A 21,911-nucleotide genomic window follows, 5' to 3' on the forward strand; every position below is an offset into this window, starting at 1 on the left:
GCATGCTAAATCGTGAAATCGTGTTAAAATTTTGGAAGTTGTTGTTTTAAAGGGACTATTAAGAATGAAAATTGAAGCTAATGATAAAGAAGTACAAGATATCTTTTCTTCCGGTTACTTTCAAATTCCAAGGTTTCAGCGTCCATATTCATGGGGTAAAGATGAAGTTGAAAATTTTTGGTTGGATATAATCGGTGATAAAACAGATAGCTACTTTATTGGGTCGATGGTTGTTTACCAAACTCGAAAACCATATTTTGGCATCGTTGATGGACAACAGCGCTTGACGACTATCACAATTGTCCTATCAGTGATTAGAGACGCCTTTCTTCGACTTGGTGAAGAAAACTTAGCAAAAGGAATTCATCGTTTTATTGAGACACCAAATAACGATTATGTTAATGAGTTTGTTCTTAATGCCGAGACTTCATTTCCATATCTCCAAAATCATATCCAAGCTTTTTATGATACCAATTCTAGTATCAAAATTAACTGTGAAGTCGGTGCTGAAGAATCCAATTTAAAAGCAGCCTATGAGCTACTTTCAGATAAATTAGAGCAATACATACCTTTTTCAGAAGCAGAAGATCCACAAATGGAAATTTTCGCACATGAAGACCCAGTATTAAAATTGAAAGAACTAAGGGATAAATTTCTATCGTTAAAACTCGTATTTATTCAACTAGATAACGAGGATGATGCTTATTTAATCTTTGAAACACTAAATGCTCGTGGTCGTGATCTAAAGACTTCAGATCTTGTTAAAAACCTGATTCTAAAAACAATAAAAAACTCGCATTATTCACTTGATAGCCCAAAAGAAGCATGGAACCGTCTTATAAAGCGCTTTGATGATATCTCCGATTCCAGTGCTATCGACGCTTTTCTTCTACATTTCTGGATATCAAAGCATGCTTATACGACTGACAAGAAGCTATTTTCCTTAATAAAAGAACATATAACGATAGACTCGAACAACGCTAAAGAGTTGTTAAAAGACCTTGGTGAGTATGCAGTTTGCTATGGCAGAATGTTAAGCCCAGAAAGTTCCGAGTGGACTAAAGAGTTATTTGAAGTGAAATCATCTTTGATTGCTCTCAACAGTTTTAAAGTAAAACAGCAATCGTCATTTGTATTGGCTCTTCTTGTTGCATACTACTCTAAAAAGATAACTCTCAAGCAACTCAAATCGATACTTAAACAAATTGAGCATTTCCACTTTGCGTTTAATGCTGTTACACAGCAAAGATCATCAGGTAGCATTGCGACAATGTATTCTCAGCACTCAATTAAATTGACGGAAGCTCAGGATAATGATGCAGTACAAAGAGTATTGACGGGTTTAAAAAATAAGTTAAGTGAAAAATTACCATCATATGGTGAATTTGAAGTTAAGTTCTTAGACTTGGACTATCTATCAAATAAAACAAAGTCTAAAAACGTCATAAAATACTCTCTTTGTAAGCTTTTAGGCACTCAATCCAATGGGCTTGATATCAATCATACTAACTTAACGATTGAACACATTATTCCTGAAGTGATGATAAAATCTGGCTCAAACCCTTTTATAGTAGGTAATGTGGGCAATTTGTTACTTACTGATGCGAGTACAAATGGTCATAAATTAAAGGATAATTTGCCAGCGGAGAAGATTTCCATACTCTGTAGAGCTGGGTATCCATTAGAGGCGAATTTCATTTATGGGAAGGACTGGAACAAGGAAAAAGTTTTAGAGCGTGCAAAGGCAATTTCTCAACATATTTATAATAAAGTATAAAAACCAAAGGGGTCAAATCTTGACTTCAGACATCAGAACTTAAATTTATAAAAGCGGCTTAATTTAAGTCGTTATTTTTCCTCTAAAAGCGAAGCGTCTCTTATCCTCTTTGTGAATTAATGTTGTTTTGCCAACATAAGTTTTGTGCGTTTGGGGGTAGTTATTTTTAGCATATTATAATTACGATATAGACGTTGGTGAAAAGCCATTTGTTTACTTATTTATAAGGTGGGTTGTTTTCATAAGTGTTTGTAATATAGTGTCTATTAATCAACCTAATATAGAATAAGGAACATTCATGGAATTAGTCAAAACCACAAGTTTGAAATTTGAAGTAACAGAAACAGGTCATCAAATTATTCAGGCTAAGATCAACGAACATAAAGTAAATTTAATTTTAGATACAGCGGCGGGTGCATCTGTTTTAGATAGGGCATGTATTAAAAAGCTTGGAATAGAAGAAGTGTTTAGTGAAGAAAATGCTGCTGGTTTGGGTACCTCAGAGCATGAAATGGGCCTGATTGAATTATTAAAATTTGAATTAGCAGAGCAATTTTTTGAAAGTACAGAGTTTGTTTCACTAAACCTTGACCATGTTCAGGTAGCAGGTGGTGATAATATTATCCATGGATTATTAGGTTCTCCATTTTTTAGAAAATACCAAGCTGTGTTAGATTTTGGCACTAATACACTGACAATTAGAGAGCCGTTAGCTGATTATGAGTAATTAAAGCGACTTATTTAAGCCGCTCTTTGCATATTATACACAGCGTGATAAGTCGGGTTGTCTCAAGTTAATTTATCATTTTTGTCGGATGACGTGGCTTCGCCACTTATCCGACCTACGTTAAAAGGTAGGTTGGTTAAGCCAAAGGCGCCACCCAACAGAGTTCTTAAAGCTATTAAAGCGGCTTAATTCAAGCCGCTACTTACCTCTAAAAGCGCAGCGTCTCTTATCCTCTTTGTAAATTAATTTGCTTTAAACAACATCAGCTTTGCCTCTTTTCCATCCGTTAATATCGCCACATTACCTTCAGCAGTGACAAACACATCTCTGAGCCTGCCTGTGGCTTCTGGAAAAATATGAGTCTGGGTGTATTCACCATTCGCTAAATTAATACTGTAGAGCTTTTTATCGACCAATGTAGTAATAAGCACGTGGCGTTGCAGTGAAGGGAAGGCTGCATGGTTATCGCCATAATACGCCATGCCTGATGGCGCAATTGAGGGCGTCCAATCTACGGCTGGTTTAGCCATTCCAGGGTAGTCTCTAAAGGGAGAAATACGTGCTTGTGAATAATCGTCGCCGTTGGTGATTACTGGCCAGCCGTAATTGGTGCCAGCTGTTAAATAGTTGAGCTCGTCACCGCCTGCGGGGCCATGTTCGTGGCTAATAATTTGCTGTGTATCGTAATCATAAACCAAGCCTTGCAAGTTACGGTGCCCGAGTGAATAAATGGCATGCGCGTTAGCGTTTTTGTGACTAATAAACGGGTTATCGCTTGGTATTGTGCCGTTTAAGTTTATGCGTAATGTTTTGCCAAGTTGACTGGTAATAACCTGTGCTTGCTCGCGGTAGTCAAAACCATCACCACTTGAAAATAATAAGGTATTATCAGGCAGCACAAGCGCGCGGCCAGAATAATGCTGCGGTGTGCCTTTATCGGTGGCGACTTTATAAATAACTTTTGGTACTGAAAACTGCTCGCCATCAAACTTAGCTTTGGCAATAACGAGTCTGTTTGCATCAAGCTCACCTTGGGCATAAGTGAATATTATTTCTTTTGATTCACTGTAATTTGGCGAAAGCACTACATCAAGTAAACCACCTTGCCCTGCAACGTATAAGCCCTCGAAGTTTATTTTAACTCGGGTTTGTTGGTTGTTTTTAATGATAACAACATGGCCATCACGCTCGGTGATTAACCAGGTATTGTTTGGGAGTTTAACCATACTCCACGGTGAATTGAGCCCTGTTGCTAAAGTACTAGCTGTGTATTGCTGTGTTGGTAACTCGGCACTGGCGTGACAAGAAAACGCTAAAAGTGACAGTAGCGTAATACAATATAGAGATTGTTTACCCTGCAAGCCTTTGCTAGTGTAAGGAAAAAGTTTTATTTTAAGTTGAGATAACCATGCAGTTTTTAACACGTATACTCCCGTCATTTTTAGTTTCTTGGTTACTTACATTCACTCTTGCTAGCTTGTTTCATAGTCAATACGTTGTCAATCAATTAGTTAATGTAGGTGTTGTAGTGGGCTTTAATGACCGTGTTAACTTAATCCTTGAAGATTGGCTTGGCTTGCTACCGACCTATGGCGCTATTATTGCTGTTGCACTTGCTATCGCGTTTTTGGTTACTTGGTTTATTGCTAAAAAAATGAACAAGCAAGGCACACAACTATTTGTTATTGCTGGTATGGTGGCGTTTGCAACGGCGTTAATTGCGATTGAGTCAATTATGAATATTACTATTATTGCAGGTGCAAGAGGTTGGGGTTTTTATGCGCAATTATGTGCAGGTGCAGTAGGGGGTTATGTATTTGCAAAACTCATTAAGGAAAATAAGCACAAGGCAGCGCATCACGGCTTTTAAGTTAGTATTGGTCTGCAATGTAAAAAGCCGCTATTAATATAGCGGCTTTTGTGTGTATAAATTGCGTCGTGATATCAAAAAATCAAACTAAACAGCTTGTAACCACTTAAGCCAAAAATAAGCACTAACACCGGTAAAATAAGTAAGTTTACCAACATTGAGTTGGTGTATTTGCCCATTACTGTTTTTTGGTTAACCAGCCACACTAGGTAGGTGGTTACAATAGGCAGTAATAAGCCATTTGCGGCTTGGGCAAAAATTATCACGGCAACAGGGTCTAAACCCAGAGACGCCACGGCTGCACCAAATAATAAAATAACAATGGCGACACTTTTAAAGCGGGTGTTATCCATTTTATTTGACCAACCTAACATGCCACATACTGCATATGCACCGGCAAGGGGAGCTGTTATTGCGCTGGTTAAACCTGCTGCAAATAAGCCAATAGCAAAAAAGTAATGGGCAGCATCGCCAAGTAATGGCTCAAGTTGTACCGCCATGTTGGCAGCGCTAATTTGCCCTGCATCTGTGCCATAAAATGCCACTGACGCGGTTGATAAAATTGCCAGCGTGATCACGCCACCTAAGGTGATAGACACACCCGTATCTACATTAGTTTGCTTAATAACTTTTTGCTTATCACTTTTGCTGTCGTGTCTTGCAGCTAAAACACCTGAGTGTAAAAATAAGTTATACGGCACTATGGTGGTGCCCACTAACGCCAATACGGTGGTAATTGAACCCTCTGGCATACTAGGAATAAAGCCTGCTAACACATCACTCAGCGAGGGAGCAGCCATAACTAACGTAGAGATAAACACTAGGCTCATTAAAATCACTAATAAAATAAGCGCGTTTTCAACGACTTTGTGTTTACCGCTGTAAAGTAACACCGCACTTAAAAATGCAATGAGTGGCGTCCAAAGCTGGGCATTAACATGAGGAAATATTTCAATTAATCCCATGCTGGCACCGCTAAGGTTGCCAGCCTCGTAGGCGGCACTACCTACTCCAATGGCGCTGATCACTAAAAATATAGCGAGAGATTTAAATAGGGGCGTTTCAATGTGAGCTCTTAGCGCTTGCGCTAAATCTTGCCCGGTGGCTACGCCAAGGCGCGCCGCCATAGATTGTAATAATATGGTGGCAATAACTGAAAACAGTAATGTCCATATTAGTGCAAAACCAAAGTTTGCACCTGCCACGCTGGCAGTCGTAATAGTCCCTGGTCCAATGAAGGCAGCGGTGACGAGTAGTCCTGGTCCTAATCGCATAATTGACCTTAATAGTACTTTTGTATATTGCTATTTAAAGTTACATCTAACGTTTTATAACGCGATGCCTGTATTATTGCTGCCACTTATATTAAGTGCCTTGCAGCGATAGCCGCCCCTTGGCAAACCCTTTTTTGATGATAATCATATGTTAAAAAAGGTCGCGTAGCATACCAACTTATATATAAATTTAAAGGGGGTGTGGCGCGTTTGCACAAAATTAATACAATCAATAAATAACAGTAATAACCGCTTACCTCAGTTTAGGGCTTATTTAACGGCTTAGAGGATGACTGAATAACCTTAAATTGTTCACAGGTTTATGCCAATAACTATAGGCACTATAAACGCTTTGCACGCACTGTATTCATGCAAAGGGTTTGAATGCCCTAAATATCAATTCATGCCATCACGGCTTTAATGGCCTCTAAGCCTTTTCGCAAAGTGCTGGCATCGGTTGCATAATTAATGCGAATACACTGGTGTTTGTGTGCCCAAGCATCATCAATACCAATAAAAAAATTATGCCCGGGAATAATATAAACATCCTGCTCTTTGAGCTTTTGGTAAAGTTGTTCGCTGGTTATTTTTGCCTCTTTAAACCACAGCCACATAAAAAATGCGCCTTCTACTTTGTGTAAGTAAACGGGGAGGTGGGCAAATATTTCATCAAACAAGTTCATTGCTGTTTGTGCTTTTTCTCGATAAAAAGGCAGCACTGAATTTTTACACAGCGGAAGGAGTTCATCTTCATTAATAAGGCGCGTTACTAAACTTGGGCCAAAACTGTTTGGCGATAAAACCATACTGCCATTCACACGGCCAATGGCTTTAATTATGTCATTGTTAGCCACTACAATACCGGTTCGCAAACCCGGTAGGCCAAGCTTTGAAAGTGACATGCATAAAATAATGTTTGAGTTCCAGGTTAAGTTTGCGTCGGTATAAATACACCCAGGGAATGGGTCGCCGTAGGCGTTATCAATGATCAGTGGGATATTATATTGCTTAGCCAATAAATCGAGATGCTGTACTTCTTCATCAGTAATGACATTGCCTGTTGGGTTAGTCGGGCGCGATACACACAGTGCGCTAATGCTGCTGTCGCTTGCTAATACTTGCTCAACAGCTTTAAAATTAATGATATATTTAAATTGGTTTGAGCCACTTTCAGTATTTAAAATTTCGATATCGGGCTTTATTGCTACAAACATATCGTCAGTTAAGCCTTGATCTGCATAGCCTACATATTCAGGTGCCAGCGGAAATAAAACCTTTTTATGGCTTCCATCAGGCATACTGCCAGCTAACAGATTAAATAACACAAAAAAATTGGCTTGGCTGCCATTACCAAGCGCTATATTATTTGCGGTTAAATCCCATGAGTATTCACTTTTTAGTTGCTTGGCCAGAGCTGCACGAAATGCATCATTACCCGTTGGGCCATCGTAAAGTCCAAATACGTTGGAAAGTGTATTATTAGCAACAAGCTTTTGTAACTCATTGATAAAAATATCATTAACCTCAGGCACTAGGGCCGGATTACCACCACCGAGCATAACAATATTTGGATTATTACTGTTTTTAGCATCGCCTAAATCTTCCATTAACTGAGTAATACCATTAGGTTGAGTAAATTTAGTGCCGAAGTTTGAGTAATCCATAATGACCGTGTGCCTTAAAAAATGATAAGTTAGTGTAAATTAACACTATGAATTTGATATTGAAAAATTTTCACCGCTTAGATTACTATAGCCATAACCCGCTATAATCGTTTTTCATATTTTAAGTAGGGCAGCCTTATCAGCAACCTTGAATCACACACTAAAACACCTTTAAACACCAAAGCAGACGATTCGGTTATTACTGATACGATTCTTAAAATTGCCACTTTTAACTTGTTTAATTACCTTGAGCCGCCTAATGCTTATTATGAATTTGAACGCATATACACCGCAGAGCAGTGGGCTAAAAAGCAGCGTTGGCTTGTAAATTACTTAACCGAGCATCAGCCTGATGTGATTGGTTTTCAAGAAGTATTTAGTATTGAGTCGCTTAAAGAATTAGTTAAAGAGCAAGGTTATGCGTACTTTGCCGTGGTAGATGAGCCCCAGGTAATCGACGACTTTATTTACAAACGCCCTGTTGTGGCAATAGCCGCAAAATACCCAATTGTTGAAGTGGCAACTGTTGAGCACGACCATGAGCTTGCTAAAACCCTTGGTTTAACTGAGGATTTTACATTTAGCCGAAAGGTGCTTAGAGCTACAATAACTTTACCGCATATCGGCAACACGGATTGTTATGTGGTGCATTTTAAGTCTAAGCGCTCAATGATAGAGCTTGATGAGCAAAACAAAGACCTCACACCCGAAAAAAATATTATCGAGCTTTTAAAAGCCGATATAGCAGGGAGTTGGGGCTCAACTATTCAGCGCGGCAGTGAGGCTACATTGCTGATGATAGACATCATTGCACGCCGCGAATCTACACAAAACCCAATGGTTTTAATGGGCGATTTTAACAACGACTTAGCCGATGGCGTTTTAAGCCATTTACTAACAAATACACTGCGCTTTGCCCCTGCGTTTGACAGTAACACTTACCTTGCAAAATATTGCCTTAACGACGCATGGCAGTTATTTGCAAGGTCGCAATTAAATTTGGCTAATCAAAATAATGAAAATAAAGTGGATTTAAAGCGAAAGCCTACCCATTATTTTGGCGCGAGCAGCTCAGTGCTTGACTACATTTTGTTATCTTGCGAGTTTGACTCAAGTTACGACGACAGTTTTTTTGAGGTGAGCCAGTACCATACTTACGATCGTCATTTAATTAACCCTGAATTTGAGCGTGATGATTTAAGCACCGATCATGGCGTGGTATTGATTAGCTTAGCATTAAGGTCGTAGCGGGTTTTGTTACTATAAATAGTAAGCTAATCTGTCGCTGACATAATTAATATTAAGGCGCTCAGTAGGTGCCTTGATGTTTTCCCTTTCTTTTATCCTGCTGTTTTAAAAAATCACTAATAATTAGTGCATTAACTCTAATTTATATTGATCTACATCATCTTTATTAACGGTGAGAGTGGTAGATTAGTGACGGTGGATTTTTAAGTTCGTTTAAATCGCTTATTACAACTACCCTTGTTGTACTTACAAAGCAGGGTTGCTTTCATATAACAATTAGCGTGCTGTATCCTAACAATTTTTACCTTGACTACCCTCACTTACATTACTTTTACATACATGGAGTTTTAGTACATGACAATTAAATCAACGCTCAAATCTTTGAGTAAACTCGCTGTTTTGGTCATTGTGGGCGGGGCTGGCTGGTATGCTTGGCAAACCTTGCAACCTACATCATTTGCTGAACAACTCCCTGACAGCGTTGCCTATGGAAATGGGCGAATTGAAGCGACTGAGTACGATATTGCTACAAAATTACCGGGCCGCTTAGTTGACGTTATGGTGCAAGAAGGCGATATGGTCAAAGCGGGTCAAACGTTAGCGGTTATTGATACTGATGATTTAAACGCACAGTTACGTGAAGCTCAGGCGGGGCTTCGTGTTGCCAATGAGTCTCGTAAATACGCATTAGCGATTGTAGAGCAGCATAAAAGTGAGCTTAATTTTGCACAAACTGAATTGCGCCGCTCTGCAAAATTATTGGAAAAAGGCCATATTTCAAAAGAAGTGGTAGATCAACAACGAACCACCTCTGCTATTGCGCAAGCTGCTTTAACCGCGGCAAACGTAAAAGTTGTGCAGTCGGATGCTGAAATAGAAGCAGCGCAGGCACGTATTGAGCGATTACAAAGCAACATAGCCGACAGCACGTTAACAGCACCAATCAATGGACGCATATTGTATCGATTAGCTGAGCCTGGCGAAGTGCTTGGCGGTGGTGGCAAGGTTTTATCGTTATTGGATTTAACCGATGTTTATATGAGTATATATTTACCAACAGCGCAAGCGGGCAAGGTAACAATAGGCTCACAAGCGCGCATTGTTATTGATGCTGTTGCCGAGTATACATTGCCGGCTAAAGTGACGTTTGTATCTGCACAGGCGCAATTTACCCCTAAATCGGTAGAAACCCGAAACGAGCGCGATAAACTGATGTTTAGAGTTAAGGTAAAGCTCGACTCGCAGTTATTAAAAGACCATATCAAACAAGTAAAAATAGGGGTGCCAGGGCTTGCTTATGTGTTGTTAGCGCCTGAAAAAAATTGGCCTACGTCATTACAGGTACGAGTGCCTGAATAATGGATAACGACGATAAAAACATTCAACAGCCATCACGTGAAAGTGTGGTTACGCTTACTAAGGTGAGCCATCGCTATGCTAATAATCGCGTGCTGGACAACATTAGTATTTCATTACCTGGCGGGAAAATGGTCGGGTTTATAGGCCCTGATGGCGTAGGAAAATCAAGCTTGCTGGCACTTATTTCTGGGGCAAGGGCGATTCAAGAGGGGGAGGTTGAGGTATTAAACGGCAATATGCGCAGCAGTGGTTTTCGTAATACGGTGTCGCCACGCATTGCTTACATGCCTCAAGGGCTTGGCAAAAATGTGTATCCAACACTTTCTGTGTTTGAAAATATAGATTTTTTTGGTCGTCTATTTTCTCAAAATAAAGCCGAGCGAAAACAACGAATTAATAACCTTTTAAAAAGTACAGGCTTAGAGGCATTTGCCGATCGCCCCGCAGAAAAGCTCTCTGGTGGGATGAAACAAAAACTCGGTTTGTGCTGCGCACTGATCCATGACCCTCAATTATTAATTTTAGATGAGCCAACTACCGGAGTTGATCCGCTATCGCGTCGTCAATTTTGGCAATTAATAAACAGTATTCGCGCTGAAAATACACAAATGAGCGTACTGGTTGCGACCGCCTACATGGAAGAAGCCGATGATTTTGATTGGCTAGTTGCTATGGACGATGGAAAAGTAATCGGTACGGGCAGCCCACAAAACCTGAAAGCGCAAACTAATAAAGAATCGCTTGATGAAGCCTTTATAGCATTACTTCCTGAAGAAAAGCGCCATGATCATCAGCGGTTAGTTGTGCCACCTCGTAAACAAGACTTAAACACAACTCAGTTCGCTATAGAAGCAAATGGATTATGTAAAACATTTGGCGATTTTACCGCCGTTAACAAGGTGAGCTTGAGTATTGAACAAGGTGAAATTTTTGGCTTTTTAGGCTCAAATGGCTGTGGAAAAACCACCACAATGAAAATGCTTACGGGGTTACAACCGGCAACCAGCGGCGAAGCAAAATTGTTTGGTGAAAAGGTCGATGCCAATAACATAGAAAGCCGCAAGCGCGTTGGTTTTATGTCACAAGCGTTTTCGCTTTATAACGAGCTTACAGTGAAGCAAAACTTGTTATTGCATGCGCGTTTATTTCACTTACCTGCAGAGAAAATAGAGCCGCGCGTTAAAGATTTAATTACTCGGTTTAACCTTAAAAAATACAGTGACGATTTTCCTACCGATTTGCCCCTAGGTATTCGCCAGCGTTTATCGCTTGCTGTTGCGGTAGTACATAGCCCTGAAATGCTCATACTTGATGAGCCCACATCGGGTGTAGACCCCGTTGCAAGGGATGACTTTTGGCAGTTACTCATTGAGCTTTCGCGCGAACAAGGCGTGACTATTTTTATTTCGACTCACTTTATGGATGAAGCGGCACGTTGCGATAGAATTTCGTTAATGCATGCAGGTAAAATACTTGCCAGCGATACGCCAGCTGCACTGTGCAAAGCGCGTAATACCGACACACTAGAAGCTGCCTTTATTGCATATTTAGAAGAAGCAGTAAATGCAGCCGGAGCAAGCTCGGCGATACAAGCATCGATAACGGATAAACACAAAGCTTTGGCTACAGCGCCCGCTACTCGTAAGAATAAAACTAACCCCGCATTTAGTTTGTTGCGGTTATTTGGTTATGCGCATCGCGAAACGCTAGAGTTATGGCGCGATCCTATTCGCCTAACGTTTGCTTTACTGGGCTCGATAATTTTGCTGTTTATTTTAGGTTACGGCATTACATTTGATGTTGAAGATTTAAGCTTTGCGGTACTAGATCAAGACCAATCACCCGAGAGCCGCAACTACATTCAAAATATGGCAGGTTCGCGTTATTTTATTCAAAAAGCAGATATTAAAAGCCCGCAAGAACTTGAGAACCGAATGCGCAGTGGCGAGTTAAGCGTGGCCGTTGAAATTCCACCTAACTTTGCTCAGCAATTTAAACGCGGCCGTAAACCTGAAATTGTAGTGTGGATTGATGGTTCTATGCCGTTTAGGGCAGAAACGATTAATGGTTATATGAGCGGCGTGTATTACAGCTATTTAACCAACTTATCTTTGCGCACTTATGCACAAGTACCAAACTTAGTGCCAGCTAATATTGAATCTCGCTATCGTTATAACCAAGATTTTAAAAGCATTGAGGCCATGGTGCCGGCGGTTATTCCACTACTATTGGTATTTATTCCTGCAATATTGATGGCGCTTGGCGTAGTGCGCGAAAAAGAGTTGGGTTCAATCATAAACTTATATGTAACACCGGTTAATCGGCTGGAATTTATTATTGGCAAACAGCTGCCTTACATTTTAGTGAGTATGATTAGCTTTTTTGGCTTAGTTGCACTTGCTATTACTGTGTTTGGTGTGGCGCTAAAAGGCAGCTTTTGGGCGCTTAGTTTGGCTGCATTATTATACGTTACAGCGACTACCGGAGTGGGGCTGTTAATTTCGGCTTTTACAAAAACACAAATTTCAGCACTGGCAGCCACTACGGTGGTGGTTTTGATGATTGCCGTTAACTTTTGTGGGCTAATTGACCCTGTTTCTTCCTTAGAAGGGTTTGGGGCGATTATTGGCAAACTGTTTCCGACCACCTACTTTTTAGAGGCGTGTCGGGGGGTCTTTAATAAAGCGCTTAATTTTTCTGATTTATCAGCCCAGCTACTGCCTTTATTCGCTTTTATACCTGTGCTGACTCTGGCCAGTGTATTTTTACTTCCAAAGCAGGACAAATAGCCATGCAACGTCGCGGAAACATTATTAATTTAGGTATTAAAGAGTTGCGTAGTTTATGGCGTGATAAGGTTTTGCTGCTATTCGTTTTTTTTGCTTTTACTGGGCTGATTTATGTGGTGGCTTCAGCCACGTCGATAGAGTTAAATAATGCACCAATTGCAGTTGTTGATCACGACCAATCGCAATTATCTAAGCGTATTATTAATGCCTTTTATGAGCCTTACTTCAAAACGCCAGACAGTCTTTCATTAAGCGATGTTGACTCAGCTATGGATAATGGCCGTTATACTTTTGTGCTTAATATACCGCCTTATTTTGAGCGTGATGTACTTGCAGCTAAGCAACCTACAATTCAAGTAAATATAGATGCTACGCGTATGTCGCAAGCATTTATTGGTGATAACTATATTCAAACCATTATTAACGGCGAAGTAAATGAGTTTGTGCAAGGTTATCGAACCGTTTATTCACTGCCAATAAAGCAATCGGCGCACATTATGTTTAATCCAAACATGACAAGTGTATGGTTTGGTAGCGTGATGGAATTAATGAACGTGATCACAATGATTTCGATTATTTTAACTGGCGCCGCGGTGATCCGTGAACGCGAACACGGCACATTAGAGCATTTATTAGTGATGCCATTAAGCCCCTTTGAAATAGTGATGGCGAAAATTTGGGCCAATGGGTTAGTGATTTTATTACTGACTGCATTTTCATTATTTATTGTGATCGAAGGTTTGTTACAAGTGCCCGTTCATGGCTCGCCAGGCTTATTTTTATTTGGCGTTGCTATTCATTTATTTGCGACCACATCGCTGGGTATATTGTTAGGCACACAGGCGCGCACCATGCCGCAACTCGGGTTACTGATGATCTTAATTTTATTACCATTACAAATGCTCTCTGGCGGTGTTACGCCGCGTGAAAGTATGCCTGAGGTAGTGCAAAATATTATGTTATTGGCGCCAACAACGCATTTTGTAAAATTTGCTCAAGCAATTTTATACCGAGGAGCAGGGTGGGATGTAGTTTGGCCTTACTTTTTAGCATTAACTGTTATTGGCAGTGTGTTTTTTATTGTTGCATTAATGCGCTTTCGTAAATCAGTGGCGCAAGGTTAGGGTAATATACCAACCTGCATAAATATTTGAACAATTTAACGAATTAAATCACCCTATAACGTTGTTAAAAATTTTTCATTTAGAACAACTAGATATCAAAAATTTTGCCTAGTTATAGAGCAATTTTCTTATCGTTAAAATAGATCCCATATCCAAGCAGATTGGTATTAAATATAACGCGTGTTTTCAAAAAATGACTTTAAGATAAAGCCACCCGTTAACGTTAAAGCGCTAATGGGTGACTATTGAAGTATGGGTAGTGATACCATCCGCAATAATAATTAAGCGAATGGGGATGACTTAGTTTAGTCTTGGGTTAATTTCTAAAGGAGATAGCGTAATGGTCGCATTACTGCTTGCTCCTTTATATTCTTGATAGTCTTTGTTTTCAAACAGCGTGTAAAAAACATCAACATAATCGTCATTATTAGTAAACCATTCATCCGGCATTGCTTTTAGCAGTTCATTGGTCAGCTTAGGAATAATGGCATAACCTTGCGCTTGTAAATCAGGAATGCTCGCCATTACTTGCTCTGATATTTCTAATAATTTTATTGCTAGAGTTTTATAGTTGGTGTTGTCATCTTGTCCCATTAAGAGTAAATCAACCGCCTGCCAACGATAACGCTGCCAATGAATTAGCACCTGATTAGGGCTGTAATCGGTTTGATCATGATCTAAATACGGTAAATCAACGATATCTAATATTGGTTCATCTCGGGTGGGGTCGATACCCGTTACAATGGCATAAATTTCAGCACCACCTGAGATCCAAGGTTCTTTGTCATCTTCTAAGCGTATTTTTTTCAATACACTGGTTTGCAGGGGTTGTTCATTGCTTAACTGGTTTTTTGGACTAACCGTGCTTTTACTGAATTTGTTAGCAGATAAAATTCCTCTCATTACTGCAATACCCGCATCTTGTACTTTTTGTTGATCTAATTCGATAATAAAGACAGGTTGGGTCGGCATTTGGTCAACACTAAGATAATGAATGTCACCATACTGATCGAACGCTTCAATCTCGCTCCATTGCGTATCGTCACCAGCGGGTGCAAATGCAAATAAAGGGCGTTCGCCTTGCTGCCAAGCGCTAAGCATTTTATCGCTTGCCAAACGCACTTGTAACAAACTACCGGTGTTTTGTGGTAAACCTTTCAGTTGTTGTAACGCGTTGTTTGCTAAACGAGTATTTTGTTGTGTGTGCATACCTAAAGACGGTAGCTGATCCGCATTCAAAACCAGTTTATATTGGCTTAGCGTCTGTTTAAGATCAGCGTTTAATACACTGTAATTAAGCGCTATTTGTTTTGCGAAATTGCGTTTAATGGTGGCTACGTCTTTGTATTGCGCCAACTTAGCCAAGTTTTCACCTTTTTCGATTTCATATTGAGCTGAAAAAGCGGGCGCTGATACACAGTTCACTAGCGCTAAGGTTACCAAGCATTTGGTTATTTTATTCATCATATTCATTTTACCGTTCCGTTATCAGTAACACTATAAAACAATACTTAGAATAAATACTCAAATAAAAATTATAAAATACGTAATTAGTGCTGGTTTTAAGTTTCGCTCAGACTCTAAAAAAATACCAAGATGCTGTGATAGAGTAAGTTTTATATAAAGAATGAATCTATTACAAAAAATTATTTTACTAAAAAGTAATTACTATATACATCAGTGGCTTATCTTTGGCTTGATAGTTGCTGTAGCTACTACTCTAATAACAACACAAAGGATTAAACAATGACCGATATAGCACATTCAGCGTTTATAGCATTTTATTTATATTTAATTATGATGTTAGTTCAGTGGGCAGTGGCAACGTTTAGTAAAGCCAAACAGCCTGGGGCTGTACCAGGAAAAATTGATAAAGACCTATCTCATGAGAGTTTTATATTTAGAGCGCATCGCACCTTTCATAACACATTAGAAAACAGTGCGTTATTTATAGGAACGGTTTTATTTGCCTTTGTGATTAATTACCACAGTTCGGTTTTTGCAATCTGTATTTGGATTTATGTTACTGCACGTTTAATTCATATGGCACTGTATTACGCCATTGCCACCGAGAAAAACCCCAGCCCGCGTAGTTACTTCTTTTTAATCGGTGTGATTGCAAACATTGTGATGTTAGTGCTGTTAGGACTGCGATTAGCTAGTTAAGTAAATGATTAAAGCGAAAAGCAGACAGTCTCTAGCTTTTCGCTTACTTATTTTATTGGGCTGGCTTTGTTTTTCGCGTCACAATAAAACACATTAATGAGCCTAATGTAACTAATACTACGCCTTGCCAAAATGCGTTGGTGAGCGATAGTGATAAGTAAATAGAGGCAAATAGCGTAGACAATACAGGAGTAAAGTAAGACAAGGTGCCTAACAACACTAGGTTACCGCCAATGATTGCTTGGTTCCACAATGCGTAACCTCCACCAATAACCACCCCTGCCAGCAATAAAGTAAAACTAGAATATACGTTAAACTCAAAGCTGGGTTCATTACTCAGTCCGTAACTTATCCATAAAGAGATTGCCGTGGCTGCAAAAAATACACTAATGGCATTTTTACCCTCGCTAAGTTTAACCGTTACACTGCAATACACAGCCCAAATAAACGCTGCTGCAAACGCCATAGAGTAGGGCAATGGGTTGTCGCTAATATTAGCGGTTAATACTTCCACAGATAAACCACTATTACCTGCAATGCACCATGCAACGCCTAAAAACGCAATCAGTATGCTGGGGTAGACTAATACGCTTACTTTAGTGCGGTTAACAATAATCGAAAATAAAATGGTTAACGCTGGCCAAAGGTAGTTAATAATCGCCATTTCCAACGCTTGCTGGCGACTATTTGCAAAGCCAAGCGATAAAGCCAAACACATTTCGTAAATCACAAATAAGCTGCCACCAAAGACTAAATAGCGCTTTGGATAATTGTTTAGCTTTGGTACACCCATGACGAGCATTAAAAAAATCGCACTGACGCTATAAATCAAAGCAGCACCGCCAATTGGGCTAAATAACTCCGATAAATCACGAACAAAAGCAGTTAAACTGCTCCAAAGTAAAATAGCGAGCACCCCATAGAGGGTGTATTTATGTTTAATTAAAAAAGACATGGAGAGCTACTTAATGAAAAACAAAAGTAACACTTTAATATATATCAAGGGGTAGGGCATTAGTTTTACTAACTTTTAGTCTGATAGGTAGTAGCAGCATGTAGGGTCTTTTTAATCGTGGCGCGAGGTTTGTAACCTCGTGAGCAGTTGATAACTGCTCATGCGTTATTCTACTGGCTTACATCCATGTAAGAATAAGTAAGTCCGAGCAAAGTTTTCGCGTCTTGCTAACGCTCCTTACCTACATTCAGTGGGCAACAAAGAGTAAATCCACCCTAGGGAAGAGCTCGATGGGCAGCGCCTGTTTGGCATTGATGCAGCGTTATTGCCTAAATGCCAAACAGATTACTACAAATCTAACCTTAAAAGACCAACAGACCCTAGTTAAATAATTTAAATAGCATCCACAAATATAGAAGGGTTATTTATTCAATATTTACCTGAACGCTGCTTACTTGATTATCGTAGGTCGCTGAAACAATAAAACTACCAGCGTTATTCGTTTTACTGGTTAATCTATAAACAGCATTCTCTGTACCTGCGCTAATTAATTTTGTAGTTACCAAACTGCTTCCATTAATGCTCCAATCAGCAAATTCAGTTACATTCACACTTGAAGTTTCATCACTGCCATTAGCCGTCAGTGTGAGATTAATTGAACCAAGAGGGGTCATAGTTAATACTGAACTGCCATCATTTATTTGAAGATCATTTAAATCATCAGAACCATCGACTGTTACTGTAATAATTTTCTGCTTGTTGCCACAGCTGCCAATTAATTGAGTTTCACCAGACTTGAGAGCAACAAGCGTTCCTTTGTTTTCGCCTTCATCTGTTATACCAATATAACGGGTTCCTACTTGCGACCAAGTAATAGTGTCATTAATAGTCTTAGCTTCTTGAGCTACCAAAGAGGCAATTGCACTAACTTGAATACGATCGCCAATATTAAGATTGATCTCTTCAGTTGGCTCATCATTAACTAAAATATCGATAGACTCTAAATTTTTAGGATCTGCTTTCACTGTCAGCTTACCAAGAACATTGTCTATTTTAGCTGTAATAGTTGTATCTTCAACATCAGGAGCGGATGTAAACAATAAGCCGTCAGAGTTGATTGTTGCAGTACTGCCGTTATCAACAGCAAAACTTAAACCTCTAATGGTATTTAAAGATGTATATCCATCAGCATAGGTAAGATCGGCTGATAATTGCGCAGGTATACATGTATTAATGTAATCAATGTTAGAAGCGGCTGTTTTTAAGTTAATTTCAGTGACTGCGACATCACTTACTGAAACCTCACCTTCACCTGAGATATCATTGATGGTAGTTCCTGTGATAGATACAGCCCCTTGGTTTGCTGTAGTACTCGAAACCGCATTTACAACACCATTGCTATTTACAGTTGCAATAGTCGGATCGTTAGACTCCCAGGTTAACTCACTAGTAATGTCGCGCGTGTCACCATTACTATCTATACCCGTAGCACTTAATTGTAATGTCTCACCTGGCTTTAAGCGTTGTTGATCTCCAACTATCTTAACAGATTCTATAATGGTGCCTTCAGAACGAAGTTTGTCTAACTGTATTGCTTTTGCAAGATCCGTTGTATCACTTTCAGAACCGCAACCCGTAACGCTGATAATAAATAATGCGGTTACAGATAATTTAAAAAAACTGTGTGTATTAATCATATTTCTATTGCTTCCTTTCATACATAACTAAAAGTGATAAACAAAGCCTAAGGTATAACCGGTTATTTCAATATCATCACCTTTGAAAAGGGATTGATAACCAAGTCTTATTTGAGTGTTTTCTAAATAAGGAATTTGCTGGTGCATTGCGACTCCCCAAGAAAAACCATCATATTTATAATCACCATTTATTGATGTGGAAGGATTAGACACAACAACTTGATTTTTTGCATAACCCAATGAAACGTCCAGACCAAAGCCATTGACTACATCAGATTGCATAACAAAATATAGGGCTAAGCTTTTGTCTAAATTTAACTCTGTATTATAAATATTATCACTTGTGTTTGATGCTAGGTAATGCGCTTCAAAAGCCATGTTATTGTTACTTATGCCCGCACGTAATAATGCGGCTTTAGGGTTCGCATTTTCATTACTTATTTCAATATCACTCATCATATAATCAACACCTATATAAGGAGTATCAGCAAAACTGTTGAATGATGCGCTAAGTAAAACTAGTGTAAAAAATTTTTCCATAAATCTAAACTTATAATCCATCTATATTTTGGGAACAGATAGTATAAAATCGCTTTGTAATAATCAAGCTAAGCTATTCGACCAATATGAAGTTAGAGGTTAATTGTATTGTTGCGAATGAAGTATATTTATTCGTAACAAGGTCAAGGCAGGAATTTAATTGAGTGTGTAAGGCATCAAAAGTAATGCCTTACTTACTCGTGTTTACTCAACGCCAATAAAGCCGCCGGTTTGATGTGCCCAAAGAGCAGCATAAATGCCGCCTTGGGCAATTAATTCATCGTGACTGCCTTGCTCTACAACGCCGCCTTCATCAAGCACGATGAGTCTGTCCATTTGTGCAATGGTCGATAATCGATGGGCAATGGCGATTACTGTTTTACCTGTCATTAAATCATCTAAGCTTGCTTGAATAGCCGCTTCGACTTCTGAGTCTAAAGCGCTGGTGGCTTCATCAAGTATGAGGATAGGTGCGTTTTTAAGTAGTACGCGTGCAATAGCAATACGTTGGCGCTGACCGCCTGACAGGGTGACCCCTCGTTCGCCTACTTGCGCATCAAAGCCTTTGTTGCCTTTGCTGTCTTCTAAATCGGTTATAAAATCAAGGGCTTTGGCTTGCTTAGTCGCATCGAGCATTTCGGCTTCTGTGGCATCGGGTCTGCCGTATAAAATGTTATCTTTTACTGAGCGATGTAGTAGGGATGTATCTTGGGTAACCATAGCAATATAGCGGCGCAGGCTTTCTTGGCTTACATCCGTAATATTTTGGCCATCAATACTAATGCTGCCTTTGTCGGTGTCGTAAAAGCGCAGCAACAAGTTAACTAAGGTGGATTTACCCGCGCCAGAGCGACCCACTAAGCCGATTTTTTCACCGGGTTTAATGTTTAAGTTTAATCCGTTTATTACGGGGCCACGGTTATTTTCATTCGCGGCTTTACCGTAATTAAAATGTACATTATTAAAGTCGATTGCCCCTTGGGTGACCTTTAACGTTTCGGCTTCTGGTTTGTCCGCAACCGCAATAGGATTAGAAAGGGTGCGCATGCCATCAGCCACGGTGCCAATGTTTTCAAACAAGCTGCTAATTTCCCACATGATCCATTGGGCCATGCCATTGAGCCTTAACGATAAACTCAATGCCACGGCAATCGCTCCTGCACTAATGGCGCTTAACGACCATAAATACAAAGACACTGCTGCTACCGAAAACACTAACAAATAGTTTAAGCTTTGAATAACCACGTTTAAGCTGGTGACCAAGCGCATTTGTTTATAAACAGGCTGTAAAAATACATCCATACTTTGTTTAGCGTATTGTTCTTCGCGTTGAGTATAGGAAAACAATTTAATGGTTGAAATATTTGTGTAGCTGTCGACGATACGGCCGGTCATTTCTGAGCGTGCATCAGCTTGTGAACTGGCAATACTTTTTAATCGGGGTACAAAGTAAATTTGCACGCAAATATACAATGCTAACCACACTAATAATGGCAACATTAAACGCCAGTCTGAGGCGGCCACTAAAAACACCATTGAGCCAAAATAAACAGCAATGTACATAAGTACATCAAGTAACTTAGTGACTGACTCACGCACTGCCAATGAGGTTTGCAACACTTTAGTAGCTATTCTTCCGGCAAATTCATTTTGATAAAAGCTAACACTTTGACGCAGTAGATAACGGTGCGCTAACCAACGTATCGACATCGGATAGTTGCCCAACAGTGCTTGGTGTAAAATAGCCGACCTAAAAAATACCACTATGGGCATCACAACTAGGAGCATTAACCCCATCTTTATTAATTCGGATTGTTGCTGTGAAAATAGCTCTTCAGGGGTGTACTCGCCGAGCCAGTCAACCAGTTGCCCCATGTAACTAAATAAAGACACCTCTAAAATAGCGAGTAATGCGGCACTGAGCGACATAAGCACTAACGACAATTCCATGCCTTTGGTGTAGTGACGACAAAATGCAAAAAGGGTTTTAGGAGGCTGAGATGGAGAACGCTCTGGGAACGGTTTAGTCATCCGTTCAAATAGTCGATACATATTAACTGCTTAATTAAATATTTATAAAGATGTCCCACTATACCATTGTAAAACACAAAGGCGCAGTGGGAATAAGGTGTACGTCGGTTAACTCAAGTTGAGTTAACCGTTTATAGCTTAGTGTGGCCGGTTTTATTTTTTACCAGCCAATACGATATACCCAGTGCTAAGGTAACTAACGCCAGGCCAACAATTTGCTCTGAGGTCACTAATTTTAAATCGAGGACAATAATTTTACGCGCCACAGCCATCAATGCGGTAGCAATAACCAGTTCAACGGGCAGCGAGCTAGAGCCCAAATATAACCGGATATTAGTAAATATTTCTACCGCAATTAGCACCACCATAAAGGCACCAAAGGTTTGCAGAATGTCTTCAATATTTAATAAAAAATAAGGCGGAGAACTTAACCGCATGTATAAAACATACACTACATCAGCAATACTCCAAAAAATAACCAGCACCATGAGCACTGCCAGTATTTTAATTGCAAAGCGAATAGCATGATGTAAATACTGCATCAGGGGATCAACATGATCCTCTGGTAATTCTTCGTGTTTCTTCATGTTATTTCAGCACCTTATTGATTAAATTAGCCTTTATAAAATGATAGCTGATTAATTATGTTTAGCACTATATACGGTCAAAACAGTATAAGTGATTATTTTT

17 protein-coding genes are annotated in these 21,911 nt (G+C 39.6%); 8 read left to right on the forward strand and 9 right to left on the reverse strand.

What is annotated here, in order from left to right; translation table 11 throughout:
* Positions 1-64 precede the first annotated feature (64 nt).
* Both AAGD16_RS06670 and AAGD16_RS06675 read left to right on the forward strand, forming a co-directional pair.
* Positions 65-1,777: a DUF262 domain-containing protein gene (locus AAGD16_RS06670; RefSeq protein WP_377114467.1), complete on the forward strand. Its 1,713-nt coding sequence runs from the start codon at positions 65-67 to the stop codon at positions 1,775-1,777.
* Between the two features lie 298 nt (positions 1,778-2,075).
* The gene (locus AAGD16_RS06675) at positions 2,076-2,504 is read left to right on the forward strand and encodes an aspartyl protease family protein (RefSeq protein WP_273002096.1); all 429 of its coding nucleotides are present in this window, start codon (positions 2,076-2,078) and stop codon (positions 2,502-2,504) included.
* Between the two features lie 242 nt (positions 2,505-2,746).
* Here AAGD16_RS06675 and AAGD16_RS06680 read toward each other — a convergent pair whose 3' ends face one another.
* Complete coding sequence (locus AAGD16_RS06680) at positions 2,747-3,928, reverse strand: PQQ-dependent sugar dehydrogenase (protein WP_377114471.1); 1,182 nt, start codon at positions 3,926-3,928, stop codon at positions 2,747-2,749.
* Here AAGD16_RS06680 and AAGD16_RS06685 point away from each other — a divergent pair.
* On the forward strand, positions 3,913-4,374 hold the full coding sequence (locus tag AAGD16_RS06685; RefSeq protein WP_058154508.1) for a hypothetical protein: 462 nt from the start codon (positions 3,913-3,915) through the stop codon (positions 4,372-4,374). The two genes, AAGD16_RS06680 and AAGD16_RS06685, sit on opposite strands and share 16 nt — an antisense overlap.
* A 74-nt stretch (positions 4,375-4,448) precedes the next feature.
* Here the strand turns inward: AAGD16_RS06685 and AAGD16_RS06690 are convergent, their stop codons facing one another.
* Together AAGD16_RS06690 and AAGD16_RS06695 are read right to left on the reverse strand one after the other, a co-directional pair.
* Positions 4,449-5,648, reverse strand: a complete 1,200-nt coding sequence (locus AAGD16_RS06690; RefSeq protein ID WP_058154509.1) for an Nramp family divalent metal transporter — start codon at positions 5,646-5,648, stop codon at positions 4,449-4,451.
* Between the two features lie 401 nt (positions 5,649-6,049).
* Positions 6,050-7,312 (reverse strand): valine--pyruvate transaminase, encoded by a 1,263-nt coding sequence (locus AAGD16_RS06695; RefSeq protein WP_182785154.1) that lies wholly within the window; start codon positions 7,310-7,312, stop codon positions 6,050-6,052.
* A 234-nt stretch (positions 7,313-7,546) separates the two neighbouring features.
* On the opposite strand from AAGD16_RS06695, the gene AAGD16_RS06700 reads away from it, so the two are divergent.
* The 4 genes from AAGD16_RS06700 (at position 7,547) to AAGD16_RS06715 (ending at position 13,832) form a co-directional block, all read left to right on the forward strand.
* Positions 7,547-8,560 carry an endonuclease/exonuclease/phosphatase family protein gene (locus tag AAGD16_RS06700; protein WP_377114476.1) on the forward strand — a complete coding sequence of 338 codons (1,014 nt, stop codon included), beginning with the start codon at positions 7,547-7,549 and terminating at the stop codon, positions 8,558-8,560.
* A gap of 354 nt (positions 8,561-8,914) precedes the next feature.
* Entirely contained in the window at positions 8,915-9,919 is a 1,005-nt protein-coding gene (locus tag AAGD16_RS06705; protein ID WP_377114479.1) for an HlyD family secretion protein, read from the forward strand.
* On the forward strand, positions 9,919-12,708 hold the full coding sequence (gene rbbA / locus AAGD16_RS06710; protein WP_377114482.1) for a ribosome-associated ATPase/putative transporter RbbA: 2,790 nt from the start codon (positions 9,919-9,921) through the stop codon (positions 12,706-12,708). Before AAGD16_RS06705 ends, rbbA begins: the two co-directional genes overlap by 1 nt.
* Before the next feature lie 2 nt (positions 12,709-12,710).
* Positions 12,711-13,832: an ABC transporter permease gene (locus AAGD16_RS06715; RefSeq protein ID WP_377114485.1), complete on the forward strand. Its 1,122-nt coding sequence runs from the start codon at positions 12,711-12,713 to the stop codon at positions 13,830-13,832.
* Positions 13,833-14,132: 300 nt separating this feature from the next.
* On the opposite strand, the gene AAGD16_RS06720 is transcribed toward AAGD16_RS06715, so the two are convergent.
* On the reverse strand, positions 14,133-15,299 hold the full coding sequence (locus AAGD16_RS06720; protein ID WP_377114793.1) for a DUF3103 family protein: 1,167 nt from the start codon (positions 15,297-15,299) through the stop codon (positions 14,133-14,135).
* 279 nt (positions 15,300-15,578) lie between these two features.
* Here AAGD16_RS06720 and AAGD16_RS06725 point away from each other — a divergent pair, with 279 nt between their 5' ends.
* On the forward strand, positions 15,579-15,998 hold the full coding sequence (locus tag AAGD16_RS06725) for an MAPEG family protein (RefSeq protein WP_016899903.1): 420 nt from the start codon (positions 15,579-15,581) through the stop codon (positions 15,996-15,998).
* 52 nt (positions 15,999-16,050) lie between these two features.
* Here AAGD16_RS06725 and yddG read toward each other — a convergent pair whose 3' ends face one another.
* The 5 genes from yddG to AAGD16_RS06750 form a co-directional block, all read right to left on the reverse strand.
* The gene (yddG, locus tag AAGD16_RS06730) at positions 16,051-16,953 is read right to left on the reverse strand and encodes an aromatic amino acid DMT transporter YddG (RefSeq protein WP_377114488.1); all 903 of its coding nucleotides are present in this window, start codon (positions 16,951-16,953) and stop codon (positions 16,051-16,053) included.
* A 425-nt stretch (positions 16,954-17,378) separates the two neighbouring features.
* Entirely contained in the window at positions 17,379-18,650 is a 1,272-nt protein-coding gene (locus AAGD16_RS06735) for an Ig-like domain-containing protein (RefSeq protein WP_377114491.1), read from the reverse strand.
* 27 nt (positions 18,651-18,677) lie between these two features.
* Positions 18,678-19,190, reverse strand: a complete 513-nt coding sequence (locus tag AAGD16_RS06740) for an outer membrane beta-barrel protein (protein WP_377114494.1) — start codon at positions 19,188-19,190, stop codon at positions 18,678-18,680.
* 204 nt (positions 19,191-19,394) lie between these two features.
* Positions 19,395-21,242, reverse strand: a complete 1,848-nt coding sequence (locus AAGD16_RS06745; protein WP_377114497.1) for an ABC transporter ATP-binding protein — start codon at positions 21,240-21,242, stop codon at positions 19,395-19,397.
* 110 nt (positions 21,243-21,352) lie between these two features.
* Entirely contained in the window at positions 21,353-21,808 is a 456-nt protein-coding gene (locus tag AAGD16_RS06750; protein ID WP_013464778.1) for a phosphate-starvation-inducible PsiE family protein, read from the reverse strand.
* Positions 21,809-21,911 lie beyond the last annotated feature (103 nt).

Source organism: Pseudoalteromonas sp. M58, from assembly GCF_042604605.1.
Lineage (GTDB): Bacteria > Pseudomonadota > Gammaproteobacteria > Enterobacterales > Alteromonadaceae > Pseudoalteromonas > Pseudoalteromonas tetraodonis.

Excerpts from the sequence above, each read along its gene's own strand:
- AAGD16_RS06675 (WP_273002096.1), top strand. The coding sequence starts at position 2,076 with ATGGAATTAGTCAAAACCACAAGTTTGAAATTTGAAGTAACAGAAACA.
- AAGD16_RS06745 (WP_377114497.1), bottom strand. The coding sequence starts at position 21,242 with ATGTATCGACTATTTGAACGGATGACTAAACCGTTCCCAGAGCGTTCT.
- AAGD16_RS06735 (WP_377114491.1), bottom strand. The coding sequence starts at position 18,650 with ATGATTAATACACACAGTTTTTTTAAATTATCTGTAACCGCATTATTT.
- yddG (WP_377114488.1), bottom strand. The coding sequence starts at position 16,953 with ATGTCTTTTTTAATTAAACATAAATACACCCTCTATGGGGTGCTCGCT.
- AAGD16_RS06715 (WP_377114485.1), top strand. The coding sequence starts at position 12,711 with ATGCAACGTCGCGGAAACATTATTAATTTAGGTATTAAAGAGTTGCGT.
- AAGD16_RS06740 (WP_377114494.1), bottom strand. The coding sequence starts at position 19,190 with ATGGAAAAATTTTTTACACTAGTTTTACTTAGCGCATCATTCAACAGT.
- AAGD16_RS06670 (WP_377114467.1), top strand. The coding sequence starts at position 65 with ATGAAAATTGAAGCTAATGATAAAGAAGTACAAGATATCTTTTCTTCC.
- AAGD16_RS06705 (WP_377114479.1), top strand. The coding sequence starts at position 8,915 with ATGACAATTAAATCAACGCTCAAATCTTTGAGTAAACTCGCTGTTTTG.
- AAGD16_RS06690 (WP_058154509.1), bottom strand. The coding sequence starts at position 5,648 with ATGCGATTAGGACCAGGACTACTCGTCACCGCTGCCTTCATTGGACCA.
- AAGD16_RS06685 (WP_058154508.1), top strand. The coding sequence starts at position 3,913 with ATGCAGTTTTTAACACGTATACTCCCGTCATTTTTAGTTTCTTGGTTA.
- rbbA (WP_377114482.1), top strand. The coding sequence starts at position 9,919 with ATGGATAACGACGATAAAAACATTCAACAGCCATCACGTGAAAGTGTG.
- AAGD16_RS06720 (WP_377114793.1), bottom strand. The coding sequence starts at position 15,299 with ATGATGAATAAAATAACCAAATGCTTGGTAACCTTAGCGCTAGTGAAC.
- AAGD16_RS06750 (WP_013464778.1), bottom strand. The coding sequence starts at position 21,808 with ATGAAGAAACACGAAGAATTACCAGAGGATCATGTTGATCCCCTGATG.
- AAGD16_RS06725 (WP_016899903.1), top strand. The coding sequence starts at position 15,579 with ATGACCGATATAGCACATTCAGCGTTTATAGCATTTTATTTATATTTA.
- AAGD16_RS06695 (WP_182785154.1), bottom strand. The coding sequence starts at position 7,312 with ATGGATTACTCAAACTTCGGCACTAAATTTACTCAACCTAATGGTATT.